The 21,722-nt window shown below is 41.9% G+C and carries 15 protein-coding genes and 2 pseudogenes; 7 read left to right on the top strand and 10 right to left on the bottom strand.

The annotated features are described in order from the left end of the window. The first annotated feature begins 75 nt into the window (after positions 1-75). Both glnK and AC0L6H_RS07840 read left to right on the top strand, forming a co-directional pair. On the top strand, positions 76-414 hold the full coding sequence (gene glnK / locus AC0L6H_RS07835) for a P-II family nitrogen regulator (protein WP_473393603.1): 339 nt from the start codon (positions 76-78) through the stop codon (positions 412-414). 24 nt (positions 415-438) lie between these two features. Further along, the gene (locus AC0L6H_RS07840) at positions 439-1,671 is read left to right on the top strand and encodes an ammonium transporter (protein WP_473393605.1); all 1,233 of its coding nucleotides are present in this window, start codon (positions 439-441) and stop codon (positions 1,669-1,671) included. Positions 1,672-1,817: 146 nt separating this feature from the next. Here AC0L6H_RS07840 and gloA read toward each other — a convergent pair whose 3' ends face one another. Together gloA and AC0L6H_RS07850 are read right to left on the bottom strand one after the other, a co-directional pair. Then, positions 1,818-2,261 (bottom strand): lactoylglutathione lyase, encoded by a 444-nt coding sequence (gene gloA / locus AC0L6H_RS07845; RefSeq protein ID WP_473393606.1) that lies wholly within the window; start codon positions 2,259-2,261, stop codon positions 1,818-1,820. Beyond that, on the bottom strand, positions 2,262-2,648 hold the full coding sequence (locus AC0L6H_RS07850; RefSeq protein WP_473393607.1) for a VOC family protein: 387 nt from the start codon (positions 2,646-2,648) through the stop codon (positions 2,262-2,264). Positions 2,649-2,879: 231 nt separating this feature from the next. Between AC0L6H_RS07850 and AC0L6H_RS07855 the strand changes: the two genes are divergently transcribed. The 4 genes and pseudogenes from AC0L6H_RS07855 (at position 2,880) to AC0L6H_RS07870 (ending at position 5,942) form a co-directional block, all read left to right on the top strand. Beyond that, positions 2,880-3,413 carry a prepilin-type N-terminal cleavage/methylation domain-containing protein gene (locus AC0L6H_RS07855; protein WP_473393609.1) on the top strand — a complete coding sequence of 178 codons (534 nt, stop codon included), beginning with the start codon at positions 2,880-2,882 and terminating at the stop codon, positions 3,411-3,413. Positions 3,414-3,699: 286 nt separating this feature from the next. After that, positions 3,700-4,698: pseudogene (locus AC0L6H_RS07860) on the top strand (permease). An 8-nt stretch (positions 4,699-4,706) separates the two neighbouring features. Beyond that, on the top strand, positions 4,707-4,943 hold the full coding sequence (locus tag AC0L6H_RS07865; RefSeq protein WP_473393610.1) for a thioredoxin family protein: 237 nt from the start codon (positions 4,707-4,709) through the stop codon (positions 4,941-4,943). Positions 4,944-5,120: 177 nt separating this feature from the next. After that, a complete protein-coding gene (locus AC0L6H_RS07870; protein ID WP_473394495.1) occupies positions 5,121-5,942 on the top strand; it encodes a M90 family metallopeptidase in 822 nt (273 codons plus the stop codon). Positions 5,943-5,964: 22 nt separating this feature from the next. Here AC0L6H_RS07870 and AC0L6H_RS07875 read toward each other — a convergent pair whose 3' ends face one another. From AC0L6H_RS07875 to AC0L6H_RS07890, 4 genes are all read right to left on the bottom strand, one after another. Then, positions 5,965-7,068 carry a diguanylate cyclase domain-containing protein gene (locus AC0L6H_RS07875; RefSeq protein ID WP_473393611.1) on the bottom strand — a complete coding sequence of 368 codons (1,104 nt, stop codon included), beginning with the start codon at positions 7,066-7,068 and terminating at the stop codon, positions 5,965-5,967. Between the two features lie 127 nt (positions 7,069-7,195). Beyond that, on the bottom strand, positions 7,196-10,297 hold the full coding sequence (locus AC0L6H_RS07880) for an efflux RND transporter permease subunit (protein ID WP_473393613.1): 3,102 nt from the start codon (positions 10,295-10,297) through the stop codon (positions 7,196-7,198). After that, on the bottom strand, positions 10,294-11,487 hold the full coding sequence (locus tag AC0L6H_RS07885) for an efflux RND transporter periplasmic adaptor subunit (protein WP_473393614.1): 1,194 nt from the start codon (positions 11,485-11,487) through the stop codon (positions 10,294-10,296). Before AC0L6H_RS07885 ends, AC0L6H_RS07880 begins: the two co-directional genes overlap by 4 nt. After that, the gene (locus tag AC0L6H_RS07890; protein WP_473393615.1) at positions 11,474-12,859 is read right to left on the bottom strand and encodes a TolC family protein; all 1,386 of its coding nucleotides are present in this window, start codon (positions 12,857-12,859) and stop codon (positions 11,474-11,476) included. Before AC0L6H_RS07890 ends, AC0L6H_RS07885 begins: the two co-directional genes overlap by 14 nt. Positions 12,860-13,067: 208 nt before the next feature. On the opposite strand from AC0L6H_RS07890, the gene efpL reads away from it, so the two are divergent. Further along, positions 13,068-13,634, top strand: coding sequence for an elongation factor P-like protein EfpL (efpL, locus tag AC0L6H_RS07895; RefSeq protein ID WP_473393616.1), 567 nt, complete (start codon positions 13,068-13,070; stop codon positions 13,632-13,634). 35 nt (positions 13,635-13,669) lie between these two features. Here efpL and AC0L6H_RS07900 read toward each other — a convergent pair whose 3' ends face one another. The 4 genes and pseudogenes from AC0L6H_RS07900 to AC0L6H_RS07915 form a co-directional block, all read right to left on the bottom strand. Further along, positions 13,670-14,092, bottom strand: a complete 423-nt coding sequence (locus AC0L6H_RS07900) for a DUF3465 domain-containing protein (RefSeq protein ID WP_473394496.1) — start codon at positions 14,090-14,092, stop codon at positions 13,670-13,672. After that, positions 14,069-14,977 (bottom strand): annotated as a pseudogene (gene ypfJ / locus AC0L6H_RS07905) (KPN_02809 family neutral zinc metallopeptidase); the annotation flags it as partial. The pseudogene ypfJ and the gene AC0L6H_RS07900, both read right to left, overlap by 24 nt. A 64-nt stretch (positions 14,978-15,041) precedes the next feature. Next, positions 15,042-17,288 (bottom strand): YgiQ family radical SAM protein, encoded by a 2,247-nt coding sequence (locus AC0L6H_RS07910; RefSeq protein WP_473394497.1) that lies wholly within the window; start codon positions 17,286-17,288, stop codon positions 15,042-15,044. Positions 17,289-17,980: 692 nt separating this feature from the next. Beyond that, positions 17,981-21,220 (bottom strand): S41 family peptidase, encoded by a 3,240-nt coding sequence (locus AC0L6H_RS07915; RefSeq protein WP_473393618.1) that lies wholly within the window; start codon positions 21,218-21,220, stop codon positions 17,981-17,983. Positions 21,221-21,722 lie beyond the last annotated feature (502 nt).

Genomic DNA, 21,722 nt, shown 5'->3' on the forward strand with positions numbered 1-21,722 from the left:
ATTCTGGCACTGCTTTTGTATTACTCCGCATAGACTCAACACATTTTCGTTTAATTTAAGCAGGAGCAACAACATATGAAATTAGTCACTGCAATCATCAAGCCTTTTAAGCTTGACGATGTTCGTGAAGCCATCTCTGAGATAGGTATAGATGGACTGACCGTTACCGAAGTTAAGGGGTTTGGACGCCAAAAAGGGCATACCGAACTATATCGTGGCGCAGAATATCAAGTAGACTTTTTACCAAAAGTTAAGCTTGACGTCGCTGTGCAAGACGAACAAGTCGAACGTTTAGTCGAAGCCATTGTTGGTGCTGCAAAGACCGGCAAAATTGGTGACGGTAAAGTATTCGTATATGACTTAGAACAAGCCGTACGTATTCGTACCGGTGAAGTTAACACAGAAGCCCTATAAGCAGTATTCTTGGAGAACAGCACAATGGAAATTACATTCGAACTCGGGTATGCACTAGATACCTTTTACTTTTTGATTTGCGGCGCCCTTGTAATGTGGATGGCGGCCGGTTTTACCATGTTAGAAGCGGGTCTAGTACGCGCTAAAAACACCACTGAAATTTTAACCAAAAACGTGGCGCTTTATGCCGTAGCATCAATCATGTATATGATTTGTGGTTACAGCATAATGTACGGCGGTGACGATTTTACTTTATTCCTTAGCGGTATAACGGGTGATGGAGCAACAGGTGTTGAAGAGCCTGCAGGATATTCACCATCAGCTGACTTCTTCTTCCAAGTGGTATTTGTAGCGACTGCTATGTCTATTGTGTCAGGCGCGGTTGCTGAGCGTATGAAACTTTGGGCATTCTTGGCGTTTGCTGTGGTACTGACTGGCTTTATCTACCCAATGTCTGGAAGCTGGACTTGGGGCTCACAAGCTGTGTTTGGCATGTTCACTTTAGGTGACTTAGGATTTAGTGACTTTGCAGGTTCTGGTATTGTGCACATGGCTGGTGCTGCTGCAGCGCTTTCTGGCGTACTTATTCTTGGCGCTCGTAAAGGCAAATACACTAAAGATGGAAAAGCTAATGCAATCCCTGGTGCAAATTTACCATTAGCAACATTAGGTACATTCATCTTGTGGATGGGCTGGTTTGGTTTCAACGGTGGCTCTGTACTTGCTACGGCCAACGTAGAAAATGCTAACGCAGTTGCGGTTGTATTTATGAACACAAACATGGCTGCTGCCGGTGGTCTTGTTGCTGCATTATTACTAGCGCGTATTTTGTTTGGTAAAGCAGATTTAACCATGGCCTTAAACGGTGCACTAGCTGGTTTAGTTGCCATTACCGCTGAACCTTCAACACCAACTGCTTTAGAAGCTACTTTGTTTGGTGCCTTAGGTGGACTATTGGTTGTGGTAAGTATCATTGGTCTAGACAAATTAAAAATCGATGATCCAGTAGGTGCTATCTCTGTCCACGGTGTGGTTGGTTTCTTAGGTCTTATCTTAGTACCGCTTACCAACGAAGGTTCAAAATTCACAGGTCAGTTAGCAGGCGCAGCCACTATCTTCATCTGGGTATTTGTAACAAGCACAATTGTTTGGTTAGCACTTAAAGCTGTTATGGGCATCAGAGTCTCTGAAGAAGAAGAGTACGAAGGTGTAGACCTAAGCGAGTGTGGCTTAGAAGCTTACCCAGAATTTAAATAAGCCTAGAGCGACGCCTTTATGGCAAAGTTTGTAGGGAGATGCGGTAAACAAGAAAGAAAATAATAATAAGACAGAATAATATACCGCACTATAAAAGCCAGCAATTTGCTGGCTTTTTTTTGTTCACTATATACCCGCCATAAAACTTACCAAGTACCTGTATTTTCCATCGATGCCCATGGTTCTTCAGCCGCCAATGCCTCACCTTTTTGTAAGAGCTCAATTGAAATGTTATCGGGAGATTTTACAAAAGCCATGTGCCCATCCCGAGGAGGTCTATTAATCGTTACACCGTTATTTTGAAGTTTACTACACAAGGCATATATATCGTCTACACGAAATGCTAAGTGGCCAAACGCTCTACCTGTTGTATATTCTTCTTGCTTATCCCAATTGTAGGTAAGCTCTAATAATGGTGCGTCGCGTTCCTGTGCCAGAGTTTCATCATCGGGTGCGGCTAAAAAGATTAAAGAAAATCGGCCTTTTTCACTGTCATATTGACGTGTTTTAACCAAGCCAAGTAAGTCACAATAAAAGTGTAGTGAAGCATCTAAGTCAGTCACTCTTATCATGCTATGTAAGTATTGCATCTATTCATCCTCGTTTATATTTTGCTTGTCGTCTGTGCCATGCGCCCATACCGCCAGTTCGTTTTGGCAGGGATCTAAAAAGTGAAATCGTCTTCCGCCTGGGAACGAAAATATATCCGTTTTGATACTGCCACCACAGGCAATTATTTTTTCTAAGCAGGCCTCTAGATCATCTGCATACAACACCACCAATGCAGAGCCTTCACTTGCGTTGGCAGCCATGGGGGCGTGATAAAAGCCACCGGCAATGCCTGCTTTTTCGAATGCGGTATATTCAGGTCCATAGTCAACAAATTGCCAATTGAAAGCTTTACTATAGAATTGTTTTACGGCATTGAGATCGTTTGCAGCTAACTCGATATAGTTGATAGGTATGTTACTTGACATGATTTGCCTCGTGCTAACTAGCCTAGAATTGACGCCAAAGCATACCAGTGCATAAGACATCTTAGCAAGGCAAACGATTGACTAAGTATTAATACCTATTTTTGCTTCAGCCTCTTTTATGGTGCTGTATTTCCACATCAATTTTTTTAAATTCAGTAAAATCACTGCTAAAGAAAATAAAAAAAGCGCAGTTAAAAAGAAGATTAATTATGAAAATGCATTGGAGTTTTTATGCAAAAAGGTTTTACATTAATTGAATTGATTATTGTGATCGTTATATTAGGTATCCTTGCCGTTACCGCTGCCCCCAGATTTATTGACCTTTCTGATGATGCCATTGAATCGGCTACAAAGGCAGAAGCCGCGAGTTTTAAAGCCTCGATTAAATTAATCCATGGGCTATATCAAATAAGACAAACATCTCCAATACCGGTTGAAGATAAATTAGTCAATATCGACACCATCTCAGGCTGGCCAACGGGCAGTGGAAGCGGGTCTGCATTTTGCGTAAATTTGTGGAACCAAGTGTTAAATAGTTCAGAATCAGTCGTTGGCACATCAAATCCTACCCAAGCACTATCAGATGGATGGAATGCTTATGGGAATGCTGAATTTTGTGCTTATGGCAAAAAACATTCAAACTTAACATTTGCTAGCGGCAGCTTGCCGCATTTTGTCTATTATATTCGCGATATTGCCCCGGTATCTGTTTACGGTCAAAGTTATGAAGGTGAAGCGGGAGAAATACAGTTAATCAATCTGTAATCTACTGGATTATTTACACCTCAAAAGGGCTGAGTAAAATCAGCCTTTTTTTTGAATCGAAGACTGTTCGGTCACTTGAAATGCGGCCCGTTAAACAATCTACATTCTTCACGCATTTGTCTATTTTATTGTGTTTGCATCTGCGCGACGTCATCATTTCCTATGGCGAGTGCTTAGATATTTCACTATACTAAACAAACACACAACATTACCCCGTTGTGACTGCCAACAAGCAATTCTTAATACCATCAAAACGGGACCTGTTTTATAGAACAGGGGAGAAACAATGTTTGAGATATTTACAAGCTTAGCTGATTAGCTAACTTACGATGTATTAAGACTTTCGCCCGAGTCAAAATTAGCAGACGCTATACACTTCTTCATTGAAGATGTGACAAAAATATATGTGCTTTTAGTCGTCATGATTTATTTCATTGCGGTGATAAGAGCATCTTTAAATGTTGAACGGGTTAGAGATTATTTAGCGCAAAAAAATAGAGGTATAGGTTACTTTCTGGGGTCTGGATTTGGGGCGATTACCCCTTTTTGTTCTTGCTCAAGTATTCCGGTATTTCTTGGTTTTACTTCGGCAGGTATTCCCGTTGGAATTACCATGGCGTTTTTACTTACGTCTCCACTGATAAATGAAGTTGCAGTGTTGTTATTGATGAGTTTACTTGGATGGAAATTCACCCTTTTGTATGTCGTGACAGGCATGCTTATCGGTATGTTAGGTGGTTTTTTTCTAGACTCAATAAAAGCAGAGCGCTGGTTGCAGTCATTTGCAGCGAAAGCACTTGCTAAAGGCAAAGAGCAACAAAATAGTCAAGCCAATGCCATGGACTCACCAACGAAGATGACCTTATCTGAGCGACATGCCTTTGCTAAACAAGAAACATTAGAAATTTTTGGCCGAGTCTGGAAGTGGGTAATTATAGGTGTTGGTTTAGGCGCAGCTTTACACGGTTTTGTTCCTGACGGCTGGATTGAGCAACATCTTGGCGATGGACAATGGTGGTCTGTTCCCGCCGCAGTTCTCATTGGCATTCCTCTTTACTCAAATGCCACTGGGGTTATTCCCGTCATGGAAAGCTTAATCGTTAATGGTCTACCGATTGGTACAACCTTAGCTTTTTGTATGAGTACTGTGGCAGCAAGTTTTCCCGAGTTTATTCTACTTAAACAAGTCATGCAGTGGCGATTATTGGCCATAGTATTTATGATGTTGCTAGTGTCTTTTACTGTCATTGGTTGGATATTTAATACATTTACTAATTTTTTATAAGGTGATTTATGAAACAAGTTAAAGTTTTGGGTACTGGGTGTGCAAAGTGCGTTAAAGTTGCTGAATTAATTGAGAAGATATCAGTCGACCTAAATGTTTCTGTCGACGTTTTAAAAGAAACTAATCCCCAAACGATTATGGAATACGGTGTGATGAGTACACCTGCTGTTGTTGTTGATGAAAAAGTCGTGCATTCAGGTTCTATTCCGCAAACCGAACAAGTTAAAGCTTGGTTAACGGCCTAATCAAAAGTCCCGTCAGTTTGACAAACGCACATGCAATAAGGGTGCTTTGTCTATGTTAGGCCTTATCCTTAACTCAAGGACGTGGACCCAGATGCTTGGGTGTAAATGCTGAGTGATTACTTGAAAAATACAAGGATAGTACCTATGTCACTACTATATTTCTTTTTAATAGTCATTATGCTTTCCTATTTGCTTCCCTTGTTTCTTGGTGTAGTGGTTATTGCCGTTTTGGTCGGCAAGCCATACTGGCAAGAATATAAACGAAAGAAAGCCGCGAGTGCTCCTTTTAAAAAACAATGGCGAGCTATTCTTGGCCGGCGCATGCCTTATTTCAAGACAATGCCTGCGCACCTGCAACTACAATTAAAGCAACATATTCAAGTCTTTATTGCTGAGAAAAAGTTTGTTGGAAAAAATGGACTAGTAATTAACGATGATATTAAAGTCACTATTGCCGCTCAGGCTTGCTTGTTGTTGCTAAACCGAAAAACAGATTATTATCCGAAACTACGTACTATTTTGGTTTATCCTCGTGCTTTTGTGAAAGAACAGGAAGTGACTAGTACCGACGGCGTGCAATCACTGCAGCACACAGCACTTGCCGGTGAATCATGGGGCTTTGGAAAAATTGTTTTATCTTGGCAAGATACTGTAAATGGGGCTCACATACCCGATGATGGGCACAATGTCGTTATCCATGAATTCGCCCATCAGCTTGATCAAGAAGACGGCTCTGCAAATGGGGCGCCCATCTTAAGTTATCAGCAAAGTTACGCTTGCTGGGCAGATGTGTTTTCTGCGCAGTTTGAAAAACTAAAAAAGCAAGCACAGCGCGGGACGCACTCCGTCTTTGACTACTATGGCGCAACCAATCCGGCTGAGTTTTTCGCAGTCGCAAGCGAAGTGTTTTTTGAAAAAGCCAATGAGTTAAGAAATGAACACCCTAAGCTATATAATCAACTCTCACAGTATTATCGCGTTGACCCTGCTGATTGGTAGTCATAACTAGTTGCTCAAAACCTTAACTGTCCTCGCTTGAAAAATAGTTAACGCTCGTCTTTTCGGCTTTGGCTTGATACATAGCAATATCAGCATTGCGCCGCAATTTTTGCGCACTCTCGCCATCCAGAGGATAGACAGCAACGCCAATGCTACCACTCACCGACACCTCGATATTATTGGTCATTAGCGGTGCTTGCCAGGCGTCAACTATACGCTTGAGGATGAGCGAAATCTCGCTTCTGTTTTGAACTCCCGGTATGATGATCATAAATTCATCTCCACCAATTCTGCAGACGATATCCATATCTCGTAATACATCGTGCATAATAGAGGCACAGTGAATTAATACTGCATCTCCAACCTCGTGTCCGTGGGTGTCATTTATCTCTTTAAATTCATTGAGGTCCATAAAACAAACCCCAACAAGGCTTGAGTCTCGCTTAGCGCGCAAAATAGATTGCTCGAGTAAAGGCATTGCAAGCCTTGCGGCATTGCATCCGGTCAACGCATCAAAATTTGCCAACTTTTCAATTTCTTGTTTTTGTGTTTCTATTTTGTTTATTAAAGATAGAAGGTATTGATAGCCTTGCTGAGCGGTAATAAGCATGAGTATTAAGGTTAAACTTGAGCCCAATGCGGCTACAACCCAGGCCGCAATTTTCGTACTATAAACATTGGGTTCAACTGAAATGTTAATTAAATCATGTGTATACAAGTAACCAAAAGCGAGTAAAAAGCAACACCACAAAAGTGAATATGCAATGGCGGACTTAAATCCTAGGGTTAAAGCAACAATGAACGCGCAAAAAACAACAAAGGATAAGGTACCATTTTGAAGACCAAATGACAGTGTTCCCGAGATAATCATCGAACTTAGTAATAAAACAATAACCAAGTAATCAAATTTATAATTACGTTTATTTGGACGGAAATGACATATGTAGATGATTAGTGTGAGTAAAATGTGATGAATAAAAACATTCTGAAAACCAATTGTTGGCCATCTAGACAAAGAAATAGGTAATCCTATAGTACAAAATATTGCGAACCCTGCTACTAGTTTGCTTGCCAATACTTGTTTGAATGATAGTAAAGAATCTTCGAACGCTTCGCTATTTATCAAAGGACACTCCTTGCATAATAGATAATCGCTGATTTACTATACGTCAGTCTGTTTCCTTTTTCCTTTTTTTCTCATTTCGTTAATTTGCTGTTCGCTAAAAGTTACGTCGCAGTAGAAATACTTCAACTCAGTATTTCAAAACTTTGTCGAGCAATAGGTAATTAACCGGCACTAATACGAGGGTAATAAACGTGGCAAACAAAATACCAAACCCTAACGAGACCGCCATGGGGATCAAAAACTGTGCTTGGGTGGATTTTTCAAACAACAAAGGCATTAACCCAATAAAAGTGGTTAGTGAGGTAAGCATGACCGGCCTAAACCTGGCTGCACCAGCGGTAAGTGCGGCTTCCATAGCGGCCATTCCCAATAAGCGCTTTTTATTTATGTAATCAACTAATACGAGCGAATCATTTACCACAACCCCAACCAAAGCCAACATACCTAATAAACTAAATATTGTTAAGTCCATTCCCATCAACCAATGCCCCATCACAGCGCCAATCATGCCAAAAGGTATGACACTCATTACAATGAGTGGCTGTGAATAAGATTTAAAAGGGATAGCCAATAAGCAATAGATAATGAAAAAGACAAAAATCAGGGCCCAACCTAAAGAGCCAAACGATTCTCTTTGTTCTTTCGCTTCACCTTCTAAGCTGTACTTAACGCCAGGGTATTGTTGCAGCAACTCAGCCATATAAGCGTCTATATCATTTTGTAAGACTGTCATGTTCGTGCTGGTTTTATCAATATCAGCAGTTACGCTGACCGTTCTAAAACGGTCCACGCGCCTAATCGTCGATGGGCTTTTATTTGGAGTGAGTACGGCAACATGAGACAAGGGCACTTGGCTACCTGTTGGTGTCTGTATTAAAATATTGTTCAAGGTGGCTATTGAGCTTCGTTCTTCAAGGGGTAAGCGGACCATCACGCGCACGTCATCACTTCCCCGTTGTATACGTTGCACTTGGCTGCCAAAAAAGGCATTGCGTACTTGTTGTGAAATACTAGTACGCGTTAGGCCTAACACTTGACCTGCTTGAGTTAAGTCTATGCGCAGTTCTTGTTTTCCGTCTGACAAACTATCGGCTATTTCAAAAACAGTAGGGTAGGTGGCTAAGCGTTCTTTTACTTTTTCTGCCACTTGATTTAGGGTGCTGAGGGATTTTGCACTGAGCTGGATATCAATGGGATCAGACGAACGGCCAATTTCAGCTCTAAAGGTGAGTAACTCAGCCCCCGGAACTGAACCAATCATTTCTCGCCATTCATTGACCAGTTCGCGAGACGTAATATTTGATGTTCTTTGGTCGGGTGGCAATATCTCAAATCTAACTCCGCCTACGTTGGTAGAGCCGCCGCGACTGCCGGTTGTGGCTAAGACATTGGTGATTAAACTTTTTGCGTCAGACTCCGCATCATCATTATCTTCTGCTGGTTCAGTGTATTTCTGTTGCAAGGCAAGCGCATGGTCAGTCATTTGAGTAATGTATTGATTGGTGACTTCAAATGGGGTTCCTGTGGGCATGGTTAGGCTAGCGCGAACGGTTTCACTGGGAATGCGCGGGAAGAATACAAACTGGGTCCAACCACTTGAAATGAGTGCGGAGATAATAATAAATACGCCGCAAAACATACTCAAGGTACTTAGTTTGTTGGCCAATGCGCGCTTCAATACGGGTTGGTAGTACTTTAAAATCGCGCGTTCAAAGCCATCGGCAAAACGTTGCTGAAACTGCGAAAACTTACTTTGCTGAGACTTTTCAGCTCTAAGCTTGATGGTTTTTAAGTGCGCCGGTAATACAAATTTAGATTCGACCAAAGACAGTAAGAGAACCGGAATAACAACATAGGGTATTTGGGCAAAGATTGGCCCTCGGTTTCCGTCGATGAACGCCAAGGGGAGAAAAGCGGCCACGGTGGTAAGAATACCAAAAGTGACGGGGGTCGCGACTTCTTGTGTACCCTTTATAGCGGCTTCTTCACTGTTGCTAGCGGTTTTCATGTGGGTATAGATATTTTCGCCAGTCACAATGGCATCATCAACAACGATGCCAAGCACCAGAATGAAACCAAACAAACTCATGATGTTAATGGTGACGCCCATAAACGGCATAAACATAAATGCGCCTAAAAAGCAGACTGGAATCCCTAAAAAGACCCAAAATGCGATAGACGGGCGCAAAAATAAAGTGAGTAACAACAATACCAGTATACCGCCTTGAATGGCGTTTGAGGTCAAGGTTGAAATACGGCTTTTTACAATTTCAGAATCGTCATCCCAGTATGACAGCGAAAATCCTTTGGGGAGGGTGGCTTGCTTATTTTCAATATATTCTTTTACTTTGTCGGCTACCTCAATCGCGCTTTGTTGACCAATTCTATACACTTCTAAAAAAGCGGCTTGTTGACCATTAAAGCGGGTTCTAACTGGGCTTTCCTCAAAGTTATCACTAATGGTAGCGATGTCTTTTAAGCGCACCACCGACCCATCGGCATTGGTTTTGATTGGGATGTCGACAAACGCATCTTTATGATAGGCCTGCGCTTTGGTGCGAATCAATATATCGCCACCAGCACTTTTCAAATTACCTGCAGATATATCTACACTGGAGGAGTTAATGATGCTGCTAATTTGCGAAATACTTAAATCAAACTGCTGCAGTTTTGTTTGGCTGATTTCGATGGCTATTTCGTAATCTCTAACGCCATCTAAATCAATTTGCGTGACCCCATCAATTAGCAGTAGTTCATCGCGCACCTGCTCTGCATATTCTCTTATTTCCTTTTCGCTATAGGGGGCGGAAATAGTAACTGCTATTACTTCTCGGCGCCTTTGTGCGAGCGAGATGTTGGGTTTTTCGGCATCAACGGGGAAGGTGTTGATGGCATCAACCCGGCTTTTTATATCGGCTAGCATCTCACGTGCGTCATAACCACTATCGACTTCAATGGTAACTCGTGATGAGCTTTCAGAAGAGGAGCTTGTGATTTCCTTTATGCCTTCGAGATCTTGGACTGCTTCTTCTATTCGGATTGTAACGCCTTGTTCTACGTCCTCGGGTGCGCCACCTCTTAAGCTCACACTAACCGAAACACGGTCAGCATCAAAAGAAGGGAAGATTTCTAGCGGAATTTGCGTCGACAAACTAAACAAGCCGCCCAATACAATTGAAATCATGAGCAAGTTGGCGGCTACGCCGTTTCGTGTAAACCAAGCTATCATGGCAGAACCTCACTGCTTTTACCTGAACCTCTTGGTTCTTCAATTTGTACACGCGTACCTGAGCTTACTTGGCCCAAGGTTGTTAATACGAGAGTTTCCCCAGCACTTAAACCCTTATCGATAATTGCTTCATCGGTATTTTGCCAGCGTATGTTGATGTCTTTTCTGAGCAAGGCACCGTCGACCACTGTATACACATAGCTGCCTTGATAAATCGCCGAATTTGGAATGACAATGGCATTGTTGATTTGTTTGCCGACAATATCGGCATTAACGTACTGGCCTATTTTGATTGGCATTTTTTCGTCGTTTAATTCGTTGTACGGGTCTTCAATTTGTGCAATAACGTAGAGCTGTTGGGAGTCACTGCTAATTGCACCTTCAGTCCTCACTATTTTTGCCAACCAGCTTTGCTGGCCGATTAAATCAGAGTTCAGGTACACCTTCGTATTGTCGTCTAAAACGGTATTTCCCCGATATTCTTTGGGCAAATCTATTAATTCTAAATCATTGTTATTTATAGGCAATCTTACTTCAACCACATCTATTGCATAAATGCTGGCAAGAACAGAGTTACTATTTACCACTTGGCCTATGTCGGCTTGGGTGCTTAATATTCGCCCTGGATATGGCGCGGTAATCGTGGTTCTTTCTAAGGCCAGTTGGGCTTTTTGTAGCTGCGCTTCAGCTGACAATAGAACTGCTTTGGCGGCCTCTAGTTGAGGTTGTCTAAGTACCAGTGCATTAGGTTTTGAACCGTCGCCTAAACGCTGCCAATCTACTAGTGCTTGTTGTCCACGTGCCTCTTCTTCAAGTAAATTTTGTTTGCCCGATAATACATTTGCTTTTGCAATATTCACTTCGGCGAGGTAGTCGCGCTCATCGAGCCAGACGAGTGGTTCACCCTTTTCGAAAAAACGCCCATCTCTGAATTGCTCAGAAATTTTCATTATTTGACCACTCACCTGAGCGACTAAATTACTTTGAGTACGAGGTCGTACAACCCCAAAACTATTTAACATTACCTGATAATCAATTGGGCTAATGGAAGTCGTTTTGACCGTAATTTGCGGGCCGCTTGACACAGGACGACGTTGGGCTTCAGGAGGATTTTTGGTAATAAAATACACCAGCGCAATACACACCGTGAGGATGACTACAGGCAAGATGATTTTTTTAGTTACTGTCATTGATCAGATCGCTTATGTCAGAGTCGCTAGAGAAATTGCTGCCAAGGGCAAGGTGTAAGCTTATTCTATTGGTGAATAATTCACGGTTAACTTGTATCAGAGAGCTTTGTGCGTCCACAGCTCGGGTTTGTGCATCTAGCACCGTGGTGTAACTCACCAAGCCTTTAAGATATTGCTCGAATGCCAGGTCTTGAGCAGCCAACGCGTTTTCTTGTGCATTTACCAGCAGACCCTGTCTTTGCATTAAACTCTCTTCGGTCGAAAGGGCGTTTTCAACGTCAGCAAAGGCATTGTTTACTTCATCTAAATAGGCAAGTTCAGTGCTTTGCATATTTAGCCGGGCGATATCTTCATTAGCTTTTAATGCGCCAGCATTATAAATAGGGCTAGCTATGCTACCAACAAGTGACCAAATCAGGTCAGATGAAAACAAATCTTTCAATTTTTCTTCGGAGCTTCCAATATTCGCGGTCAAACGGAAGGAAGGAAAGCGTTGTTTGTGGACGTAAGCCAAGTTTGCATCGCTTGACAATAAATCGAGCCAACTAGCGCGTAAACTAGGCTTATTCATCAGCATGTCAGCTGGAATACCAATCCTTATGCTTTCAATCGTTGGTATAGGATCGCTCACGACCAAATTTCCAGTCGGATAAATGCCTAAAAGTGTCTCAAGACTTCGGATGCTAGCTATTTTAGTTGCTTTTTGTTGGGCTTGGCGAGAGAGGTCAGAGTTTAACTCATTTCGCGCCAAGTAAACATCAAGCGCGCTATTGAGACCTTGCTTATAGCCGTCTTCAATTATTTGTAAGCCTTTGCGAGAATTTTCGCTTTTGGCAATAAAGAGTGCATGCAATTGCTGTGATTCTATTGCCGTAACATAGGCAATAAATACGTTTGATACTAATGTTTGTATTTGTGATTCAAAAGTCGCTTTGGCTGATAAATAATCATACAGCTGAGATTTCTCAAAAGCCGACAGCTTGCCCCATAAATCCAGCTCATAACTGCCTGATAAGGAAAGTGCTTGGGTAGTTGTTGTTCCTGTGCTTCGTTTTTGTCGGGTAGCGCTATAATCTAAACTAAGTTCAGGCAAAAAATTTGCCTGTGCAATGCTTAATTGCTTGGCTTGAGTCTCAACATTTAGACGCGACTGCCCAATGGCATAATTATTATCAATTGCCTGTTGTGTATAGCGTGAAATCTCGTCGCTGCTGTATTTTAGCGGCCAAAAGTTTTCATTACTTGTGTAGGCTTGGTCGTAGTTCGCGTTTAACCACATAGGAGGGCTATTTTGCGTTCTATCAGATTCAGTGTACGTGGGTGTATTGGTGCATGCACTAAGCAAAAATACACAGAACAAAATTACGCGCACGGTATTCCTTAAACCTCGAGAAAAACAAACTAAATTATAGTGTCCTTGTACCTAGCGTAAACCCGCTTTACACAACCTTTACACTTTAGTCTATACAAGACGAGCTAAATTACATTTGAATAATATGCGCATTTTCATAATTTTAGTCACCCATATCGCATAAACTTGTTAATATATGCTCGAATTCATTATATCAACGAGATTGAGTATGCCAAAAGCTAGTGAAATAAAGAAAAATGCAGCCATAGAGTACAATGGAAAAGTGTATTTTGTTAAAGACATCGCAAAATTGACGCCTAGTGGGCGTGCGGGTGCCAGTCTATATAGAATGCGTTTGTATGAAGTGGCAACCGGTGCGAAAGCTGATGAAAGCTTTAAAGCGGATGAAATTATTAACACCGCTGAGTTTGGAAAGAAAAAAGTCATGTTCTCTTATGTAGACGGCAATGAATATGTGTTTATGGACAACGAAGATTACACGCCGTACTCACTCGATAAAGAAACCATAAGCGAAGAGCTTTTGTTCATCACTGAAGAAACCACAGGTTTGCAAGTGCTGATTGTTGATGACAAACCAGTCGGTATTGAGCTGCCAGCATCAGTAGATTTGGTTATCACTGAAACTGACCCTTCTATTAAAGGAGCTTCAGCCAGTGCGCGCACCAAACCTGCAATTTTGTCAACGGGCTTAACGGTACAAGTACCTGAATATATCTCTACCGGCGAGAAGATTAAAGTAAATACAAGCGAAGCGAAATTTACTAGCAGAGCCTAAAGTTTCAATCTTATAAAGGGCATGACAGTTGTCGTTTACTGATACGTTCTGCCCTTATGTTTCAGCCATCCGTCGACATGGCGACCGGCTGGGTCATGATGGGTCCAATGTAGTACGCCCCCTTTATCATTCCATTCATATTCGCCATAAAATTCAATACTATCGCCTTTGCTGATATTGGCCACTCGTGGCGCTAAGTCGATATTATGGGCAACCATCACGGTTTGTCCGCTGGCAAGTTGCATGATGAACTTTTGGTGGCGGCTGCCTTCAAGGTCATCAGCAAGGATATGTTTTACTTGTCCGCTTCCTTTGACTTGTACGTCGCTGCGTTTCGCTTTAAAAGCGGCAAGAATATCACTGTCGTCATTGGCATTTGAGAACTTTGCTAGATTGGGCGAGTAAGCTGAACTAAGCCCTGCTGTATCGACATTGCTAAAGGTGTCACAGCTGTCCATATCACCGCTTGCTAGGCCCGTTTTGAACCATTTTACGCGTTGTGCTGCGCTGCCATGGGTAAATGAGTCTGGGCTTACATAACCTCTTGCTTGTTTTTGAAGGGTGTCATCTCCTATCGCTGAGGCAGCGGTTAGGCCCTCTTCTATGTCACCAGTTTCAAGCAGTTGGCGCTGGGTGTTGGCGTGATTTGCCCAAACGCCAGCTAAACAATCTGCTTGTAATTCTTGCTTAACTGAAAGCTTATTGGCTTCAACTTCGCTAAGTCCTTGTTTAGCTCTGTGTACTTTTGAAGAGGTACCCACTAGCGTTTGAATATGATGACCTACTTCATGCGCAATAACATAGGCTTGGGCAAAATCTCCAGGGGCTTTGTATTTGTTCTTTAGTTGATCATAAAAGCCAAGGTCAATATAAATCTGTTGGTCGCCAGGGCAGTAGAACGGGCCCATTGCGGCTTGTCCCATGCCGCAGGCCGACTGCACTGAGTCTCTAAACACAACAAGTCTCGGTTCTTTATAAACCGCGCCTTTTTCGCGAAATAGTGTTTGCCAAGTTTGTTCTGTATCAGCAAGGACGACAGCGACAAAATCCATTAATTCAGCTTCGCTAGCAGACTGCTTGACCGGCTGATTTGAAGTCTTACTTGTCGCGGCTTGCTGGCTTGAAGCGGTGCCTAACAAGCCACCTAGGTTACCGGTAAAAAGGCCATAAGCGACAAAGCCCGCGACGACTACAGCGGTGCCTTTAAAGCCAAGAAATTTAAATACAATCGGTAATAGTCTAAGGAGGCCTCCACCACCAGAGCCCATAGCGCCTTGGCTCGATGGGCGTGAATTACGACGGTCCTCTACATTACTGCTTTTCCTATTACCACGCCAACGCATACCTGCTCTCCAAATATTAGGTGTTTATTAATATGATGTGTTTTATCTAATACAAACAGGTTAATCAACCCTGTTTATTCTTATTTCTCTTGGGTTTATTGTTCCCAGCATTAGCCGCTTTGTTATGTGGCTGATTGTCGCTAAAGCGCGTTAAACCTTGTTGGTGCTTTTTGGCTGCGTTGCTTTGCTTGCCTTTAGCATAAGCTTTATTGACCGATCGCTTCGCGTATTCTTTATGCTCTTTGCCTTTTAACTCATTGCGGCTTTCTTGCGGAACTAAGCACTTAGGGCCATTGCCAATTAAATAAGGCTTGCCCATTTCTATCAATGTTTTGCGTAACAAGGGCCAGTTAGCTGGATCATGGTAACGTAAAAAAGCTCTATGCAAACGTCGATGAATTTCGCCTTTGGGTACTTCCACAACTTCACTTTTGTGGTTGACCTTATGTATTGGGTTTTTATTGGTGTGATACATTGTCGTAGCATTGGCCATGGGCGATGGATAGAAATTTTGTACCTGATCCAATTTGAAGTTACGTTCTTTCAACCATAAAGCCAAATTAAGCATATCTTCATTGGTCGTTCCGGGATGAGCAGATATGAAGTAGGGAATTAAAAACTGTTCTTTCCCTGCTTCTTTGGTGTACTTGTCGAACATTTCTTTAAACCGGTCGTAGGTACCCATGCCCGGTTTCATCATTTTATCCAGTGGGGCTTTTTCGGTATGTTCTGGGGCAATTTTTAAATAGCCACCCACATGGTGTGTAACCAGTTCTTTGACATAATTGGGATCTTCAATAGCTAAGTCATAGCGCACGCCTGAAGCAATCAGTACTTTTTTCACGCCTTCGACTTTGCGAGCTTTTCGGTATAAATCAACCGTTGGGGTCTGGTCTGTGTCTAGGTGCCCGCATATGTCGGGCCATACACACGACAAGCGTCTGCAGGTTTGCTCTGCTTTGGGACTTTTGCATCTTAATTTGTACATGTTGGCGGTTGGGCCTCCCAAGTCAGAAATAACGCCGGTAAAGCCCGGTACCTTGTCACGAATTTGCTCAATCTCACGGATGATGGATTCTTCAGAACGGCTTTGAATAACACGTCCTTCATGCTCGGTAATAGAGCAAAAAGTACAGCCGCCAAAACAGCCGCGCATAATATTCACCGAGGTTTTTATCATGTCATAGGCTGGGATTTTGGCTTTGCCGTAACTTGGGTGGGGCACGCGCGCGTAGGGCAAGTCAAAAACCGCATCCATTTCTTCAGTTTCAAGTGGGAATGCCGGTGGATTTATCCAAATAATGCGATCACCGTGGCGCTGCGCGAGGGCGCGAGCACAGCCGGGGTTGGTCTCTTGATGTAATATTCTAGAGGTGTGTGCATAATGGGTTTTTTCTGCTCTTACCACATCATAAGGTGGTAGCAATACGTAAGTTTGTTCCCATGGTTTTCTTCGTTTAGTTTTTGAAGTAAAGGGCTGTACTACCACTGGTTTGGCTTTTTGTGCATCAATAGCGGCTTGTTTTTCAGCTTCAGATTGCAAAGCGCATTTGTCTTCAATCATTTCATACGGACTAGCGATAGGATCGATTTTACCAATGGTATCGACATGGGTTGAATTTACACCCTGCCAACCCGGTAAGGGCTCTTTGCGAATCACCGCTGTACCTCTGATATCTTGCATTTGCTCTATGGTTTCGCCAGCGGCAAAGCGATGGGCCATTTCCAGTAATGGTCGCTCCGCATTACCAAACATCAGCATATCGGCTTTTGAATCAAACAGGACTGATCGCTTTACTTTGTCAGACCAATAATCATAATGCGCGATACGACGCAAACTGGCTTCGATGCCGCCAATCACTACAGGCTTTTTATAAGCTTCTTTGCAGCGTTGGGTATAAACGGTAACCGCTCGGTCCGGGCGCTTACCGCCTTCATTATTTGGCGTGTAAGCGTCATCATGGCGTAACTTTCTATCAGCAGTATAGCGGTTAATCATCGAGTCCATGTTGCCAGCGGTTACCCCAAAGAACAAAGTGGGTTCGCCTAGTTTCATGAAATCGTCTTTTGAATGCCAATTGGGCTGAGAAATAATTCCTACTCTAAAGCCTTGCGCCTCTAAGGTTCTGCCAATCACTGCCATTCCAAAGCTTGGGTGGTCAACATAGGCATCACCGGTAACAATAATAATATCGCAACTATCCCAACCCAATTGGTCCATTTCCGCTCTAGACATAGGCAAAAAAGGCGCTGGATCAAAACAGCTCGCCCAATATTTAGGAAAGGAAAATAGTCCGCGCGCTGCTTTCATTCTGGGGGTTTCAGTTTTTCTAGCAGAAGCTGGCGCTGCGTTTATAGGGTCGCGATTTGCGCTTGGCATAAGTGGAGTCTCATATTAATAAAGCGGGCGGCTTGCATGCATAAGCTACCCTTATGTTTTTTACGCCGGCGATTATATCAGAGAAACACTTTGTGAGTATGTGATTATCAGCAACGCGCACCTACTCTGGTTTAAGCGCTTACATAGGCAATTGGGTTGATCCTAAGTGTCCGACGATAATAATGTTTGATATTTCTTAATATAGTTTGATAATTTTGTGCAGGCTTCATCTTGAGTTTTAATTATTCGACTGGCAAGTCACATCCATAAGCGGACCTTCAACCAGTCGTAAATTGAGCCTGTTTTTGCCACACTTGTCATTACACCATTTAGGGATGAAGGAGTGTGTTAGCATTACAACAAAGTGAAACATACAAGCGCCATCGACCAGAAACATACTCTATCAATTGGTTGAACGCTACTACCCCGAGTTTACCGACAATTTAGCTAAGCAAGGTACGTATTTACCCAAATATGTTGAGCGTGAATTAAGCAAGGTGATGCAAATTATTCATCGCGCCAATTTCCCTTTTCCACTACCCAAAGCCAATATTCCCATGACATTGCAAACTATCATGTCATACAAAACTTACACAGTTCGACTTTTTAATATATAAATCCTGTTAAAGCTCTTTTAGCAATTCCTCAACCGCCCGTTTTAACTGCTGATCTTCACCATTAGTTAGTTGTTCGGGATCATTGCGAATAATAATATCTGGCTTAGTTTGATTGTTCTCTAACCACTGTCCCTTTTTATTTTTAGCGCTTATTGGTGGAATTCCCCAGTATCCACCTAATGGCAAATCTTCAAATCCAGCAAAGCTACAAGTGCCTGGCACAGGCATTCCTACGGACTTACCAATTTTTAAGTCTGTAAAGCCACTGGCATAACAATGTCCATCGCTGTACATAGATTCATTGAATAAGGATATAACGGGTTTGGTATATCGAGAAGTTGGTTCACCCCCAACTACCCGTTGTTCAGTAGCAAAGCTTAGAAATTTCTCACCTGTAAAAAACATAGCGAGATCCGCGACCAAGTCGCCACCGCTATTAAATCTTGTATCTACAACCATTCCCTGTTTATCGCCATAGCGACCTAACATCACGTCGTACACATTACGAAAAGCGCGATCACCCATACCAGGAATGTGGACATAGCCTAGTTTACCCTTTGAAAGCTTTAATACCTCTTTTTCGTTTATTTCTACAAACCTTTTGTATAGTAGCTTGTTTTGCTCATTCAAACTTATTGGTTTAATTCTATATTGTTTACTTTCGCCAGCTTGTGTCTGAAAAGACAATAAAACAAATTTTTCCACCTTGTGGTTTAGTAATTTCGCCCAATCTAATTCATCTGTAATTTTTTCACCATTAATTGCAGTAATGCGCATTCCCGCCTTAAGGTTATATTTAGCTTTATCTAGTGGGCCACCTTTAATGATCTCAGTAATCAGTATGCCATCTTTATGATCGTCGTAATCATAAAAAATACCCAATGAAGCCGTGCTATCTGAATCTGGCGAGCTATTGGTATACTCTGCCCAAGCGTGAGAAGCATTGAGCTCACCAATCATTTCACTTAGCAACTCTGTAAACTCATAATTGTTGCTTACATGCGCAACTTTAGGCTTATATAGTTGATACATTTTATCCCAGTCGACTCCGTGCATTGTCGGCTCGTAAAATATTTTGGATGTACTTAACCACACGTGGTCAAATGATGCAGTACGGACCGCATCTTCGTCTATTATCATTTGCGCATCTATATCAACGCTCTCAAGTTTTGTCTTTTCCTTATTAAAAACAATGGACGAAATTTGACCTTCTGCCAGAAGATACAATCTTTGCTTTTTATCATCCCACGTCAATTTACCCGAGCGCTTTGAAAGATTTAATGCTTTAGATGTTTCTTGGGTTCGCAATACTGTTTTCCATAAGTCCAAGTCACCCTCAAAGGCAGTTAAATAATACAAAGTATCCGCATCCTCGTTTAAAACAGCGTCCTCTAATCTACTTGAATGAATCGTGAGTTTAGCAATTCGGTCGTCTAGATTTTGCCAATCGATTACTATTGGCTCAACAACTTTTTCTTTTGTCGAGGCTTGACTATCTTCTACACTCTTGTCTACCTTGTTGTCTGCTTCATTGGCTGATTCTATTGCTTTTAAAAGCTTATAATCATCCTCACTAAGTCGATGCTCATCCCAAGCATCTTGGGTCAAAAAGATTGAATATGCGTCAAATTGTTTGCGTCCGCTCGTCGCATAGCTGCGTAAACCGTCTCGATTACTAAACCATAAAATTTGCTTTCCATTGTTTACCCATTTAGGGTTTCTATCTATATAAGCGCTCGATACTAAGGTTTTAAAATTTTCGCTACCGTCTACATTAACGATCGCAATATCTGAGTTATGCAGTGACTTTTCATGTACGAAAAGAATCCATTGACTATCGGGGCTCCAACTAAACGTTTTGTCGCCAGCGCCAAAGGTATACGTTTCTTCTGGCGGCACTAAAGTTTTAACGTTTTTGGTGTCAATATCCATTACTCGAAGACTCTTTAAGTCTTCAATAAATGCAAGGCGTTTGCCATCTGGTGATACTTGCGCTTGAGTATAGTCTTTTTCACCAAGCAGCATCGCCTCCTCGTGAATTAGCGTTGCAGCGTAGAAAAAAGGTTCTTCTTTCCGAGCTATGGTGCTCTTGTAGATTCCCCAGTTTCCGTTTCTCAGAGCGGAATATATAAGTGATTTACCGTCTGCAGAAAAAGAAACAAAGGCCTCTTTTTCTGGTGTTGTTGTTACTTGCTTTGTAAATGCGCCATCTTCAGAAGACACAAATACATCATCGTATGCAATGTAGGCTAGCTGCTTCCCATCAGGTGACACGGCTATGTCCGATATTTCACCGTTTATACTTAGTATTTGCATATTATTGTCGACGTCTTGTGTTCTTATTTTTACGTCGACTTTTTTCGGCTCACTTCCCTCAACTAAGGTATAGAGTTCACCGTGGTGAGTGAACGCTAACTTTCCGTTACCCTCAGAAAGAAACCGTACAGGGTTAAGAGAAAATGATGTCAGTTGTTTTCTAGTGTTTGGATCGCGCAAATCTAACTTATAAACATTAAGGGTGCCGCTTTCAGCTGAAATATAATAAATACTTTCGTTATCCTTAGTGAAAACAGGATTGCGATCTTCTCCGGTAAATTGCGTTATTTGTGTGTGTTTTTTTGAATCAAAACTGTAGGTCCAAATGTCTCTTGTAATCGCAGATTGATGATGTTTACGCCAATAGTCTTCGAAGCCCTTATAATCCTGATAGACGAGTAATTCACCATTTTGGCTAACATCAACATTTTCAACCGTAATAGTCAGCAATTGATTAACACTGCCTCCATTCACTGGCACAGAATACAATTCACTAAAGTCTTGAAAGTTAACTGATGGATATTGGCGATGTTCGGTAGTGTCCATGCGCTGCCCCTTAAACATTATTAACCCATCATCATTGGAAAATGTATAAGGTATTTCATTTGAAGAGTGGAAGGTTAATCTGGTGGCTTTTCCGCCTCGCGCATCCATTTTGTATATGTCAAAATTGCCATGTCTGTCTGATGCAAATGCAAGTTGTTTTGCATCGTGGCTCCATACCACCCTAAAATCATGGGCTTTGTGATAGGTTAACTGTGTTGCTAGGCCGCCATCAGCATCAACACGATAGATATCGCCTTTATAAGTGAAAGCTATCGTTTTTCCATCAGGTGAAATTGCTGAATATCGTATCCATTCGGGATTGATTTGAGATAAGGCGTTTGTAAACATTAAAGAAAGCGAGATAGTTAGAATTAGTCTTTTCATATTTATTTTCTTCTTAGAAGTGAGTTCATATGCTTACTTGGCAACACGCAAGACTAAAACTTACATAATATATGTTGACTTGCAAATTTATAGCAAAAGAGTTGTAAAACGTGGCTACTTCACAAAAACCGCTGAACAAATTTTGCAGGAATTTAAAGAAAAGCGCCGCATAAATGTATGATTATAGACCAACACTTGCCGGTTTACCGTGATACGTATCTCTTAGTGTTAACTATTTTTACGCTAAATAAAGATTTTGCTAAAGAATATAAATATAGTTTAGGGCAAGACATGAAGCGTGATGCTTTGCTATTAGTCTGATTTACTTACCTGAAAAAAAACAGGTTACCGGCAGGCGTAATGACAGCCAGTAAAGCGCCGCAATTATCGTTGTTACGGTGACGATAAGCGAGCAGGTTTTGTTTAAAAGCTATAGTTAGCTTTATATTTGTGAATGTGTACGTCTACAATTAAGCAGTTAACTTTTCTTTGGGTAAACATT

Source organism: Glaciecola sp. G7-5, assembly GCF_055808975.1.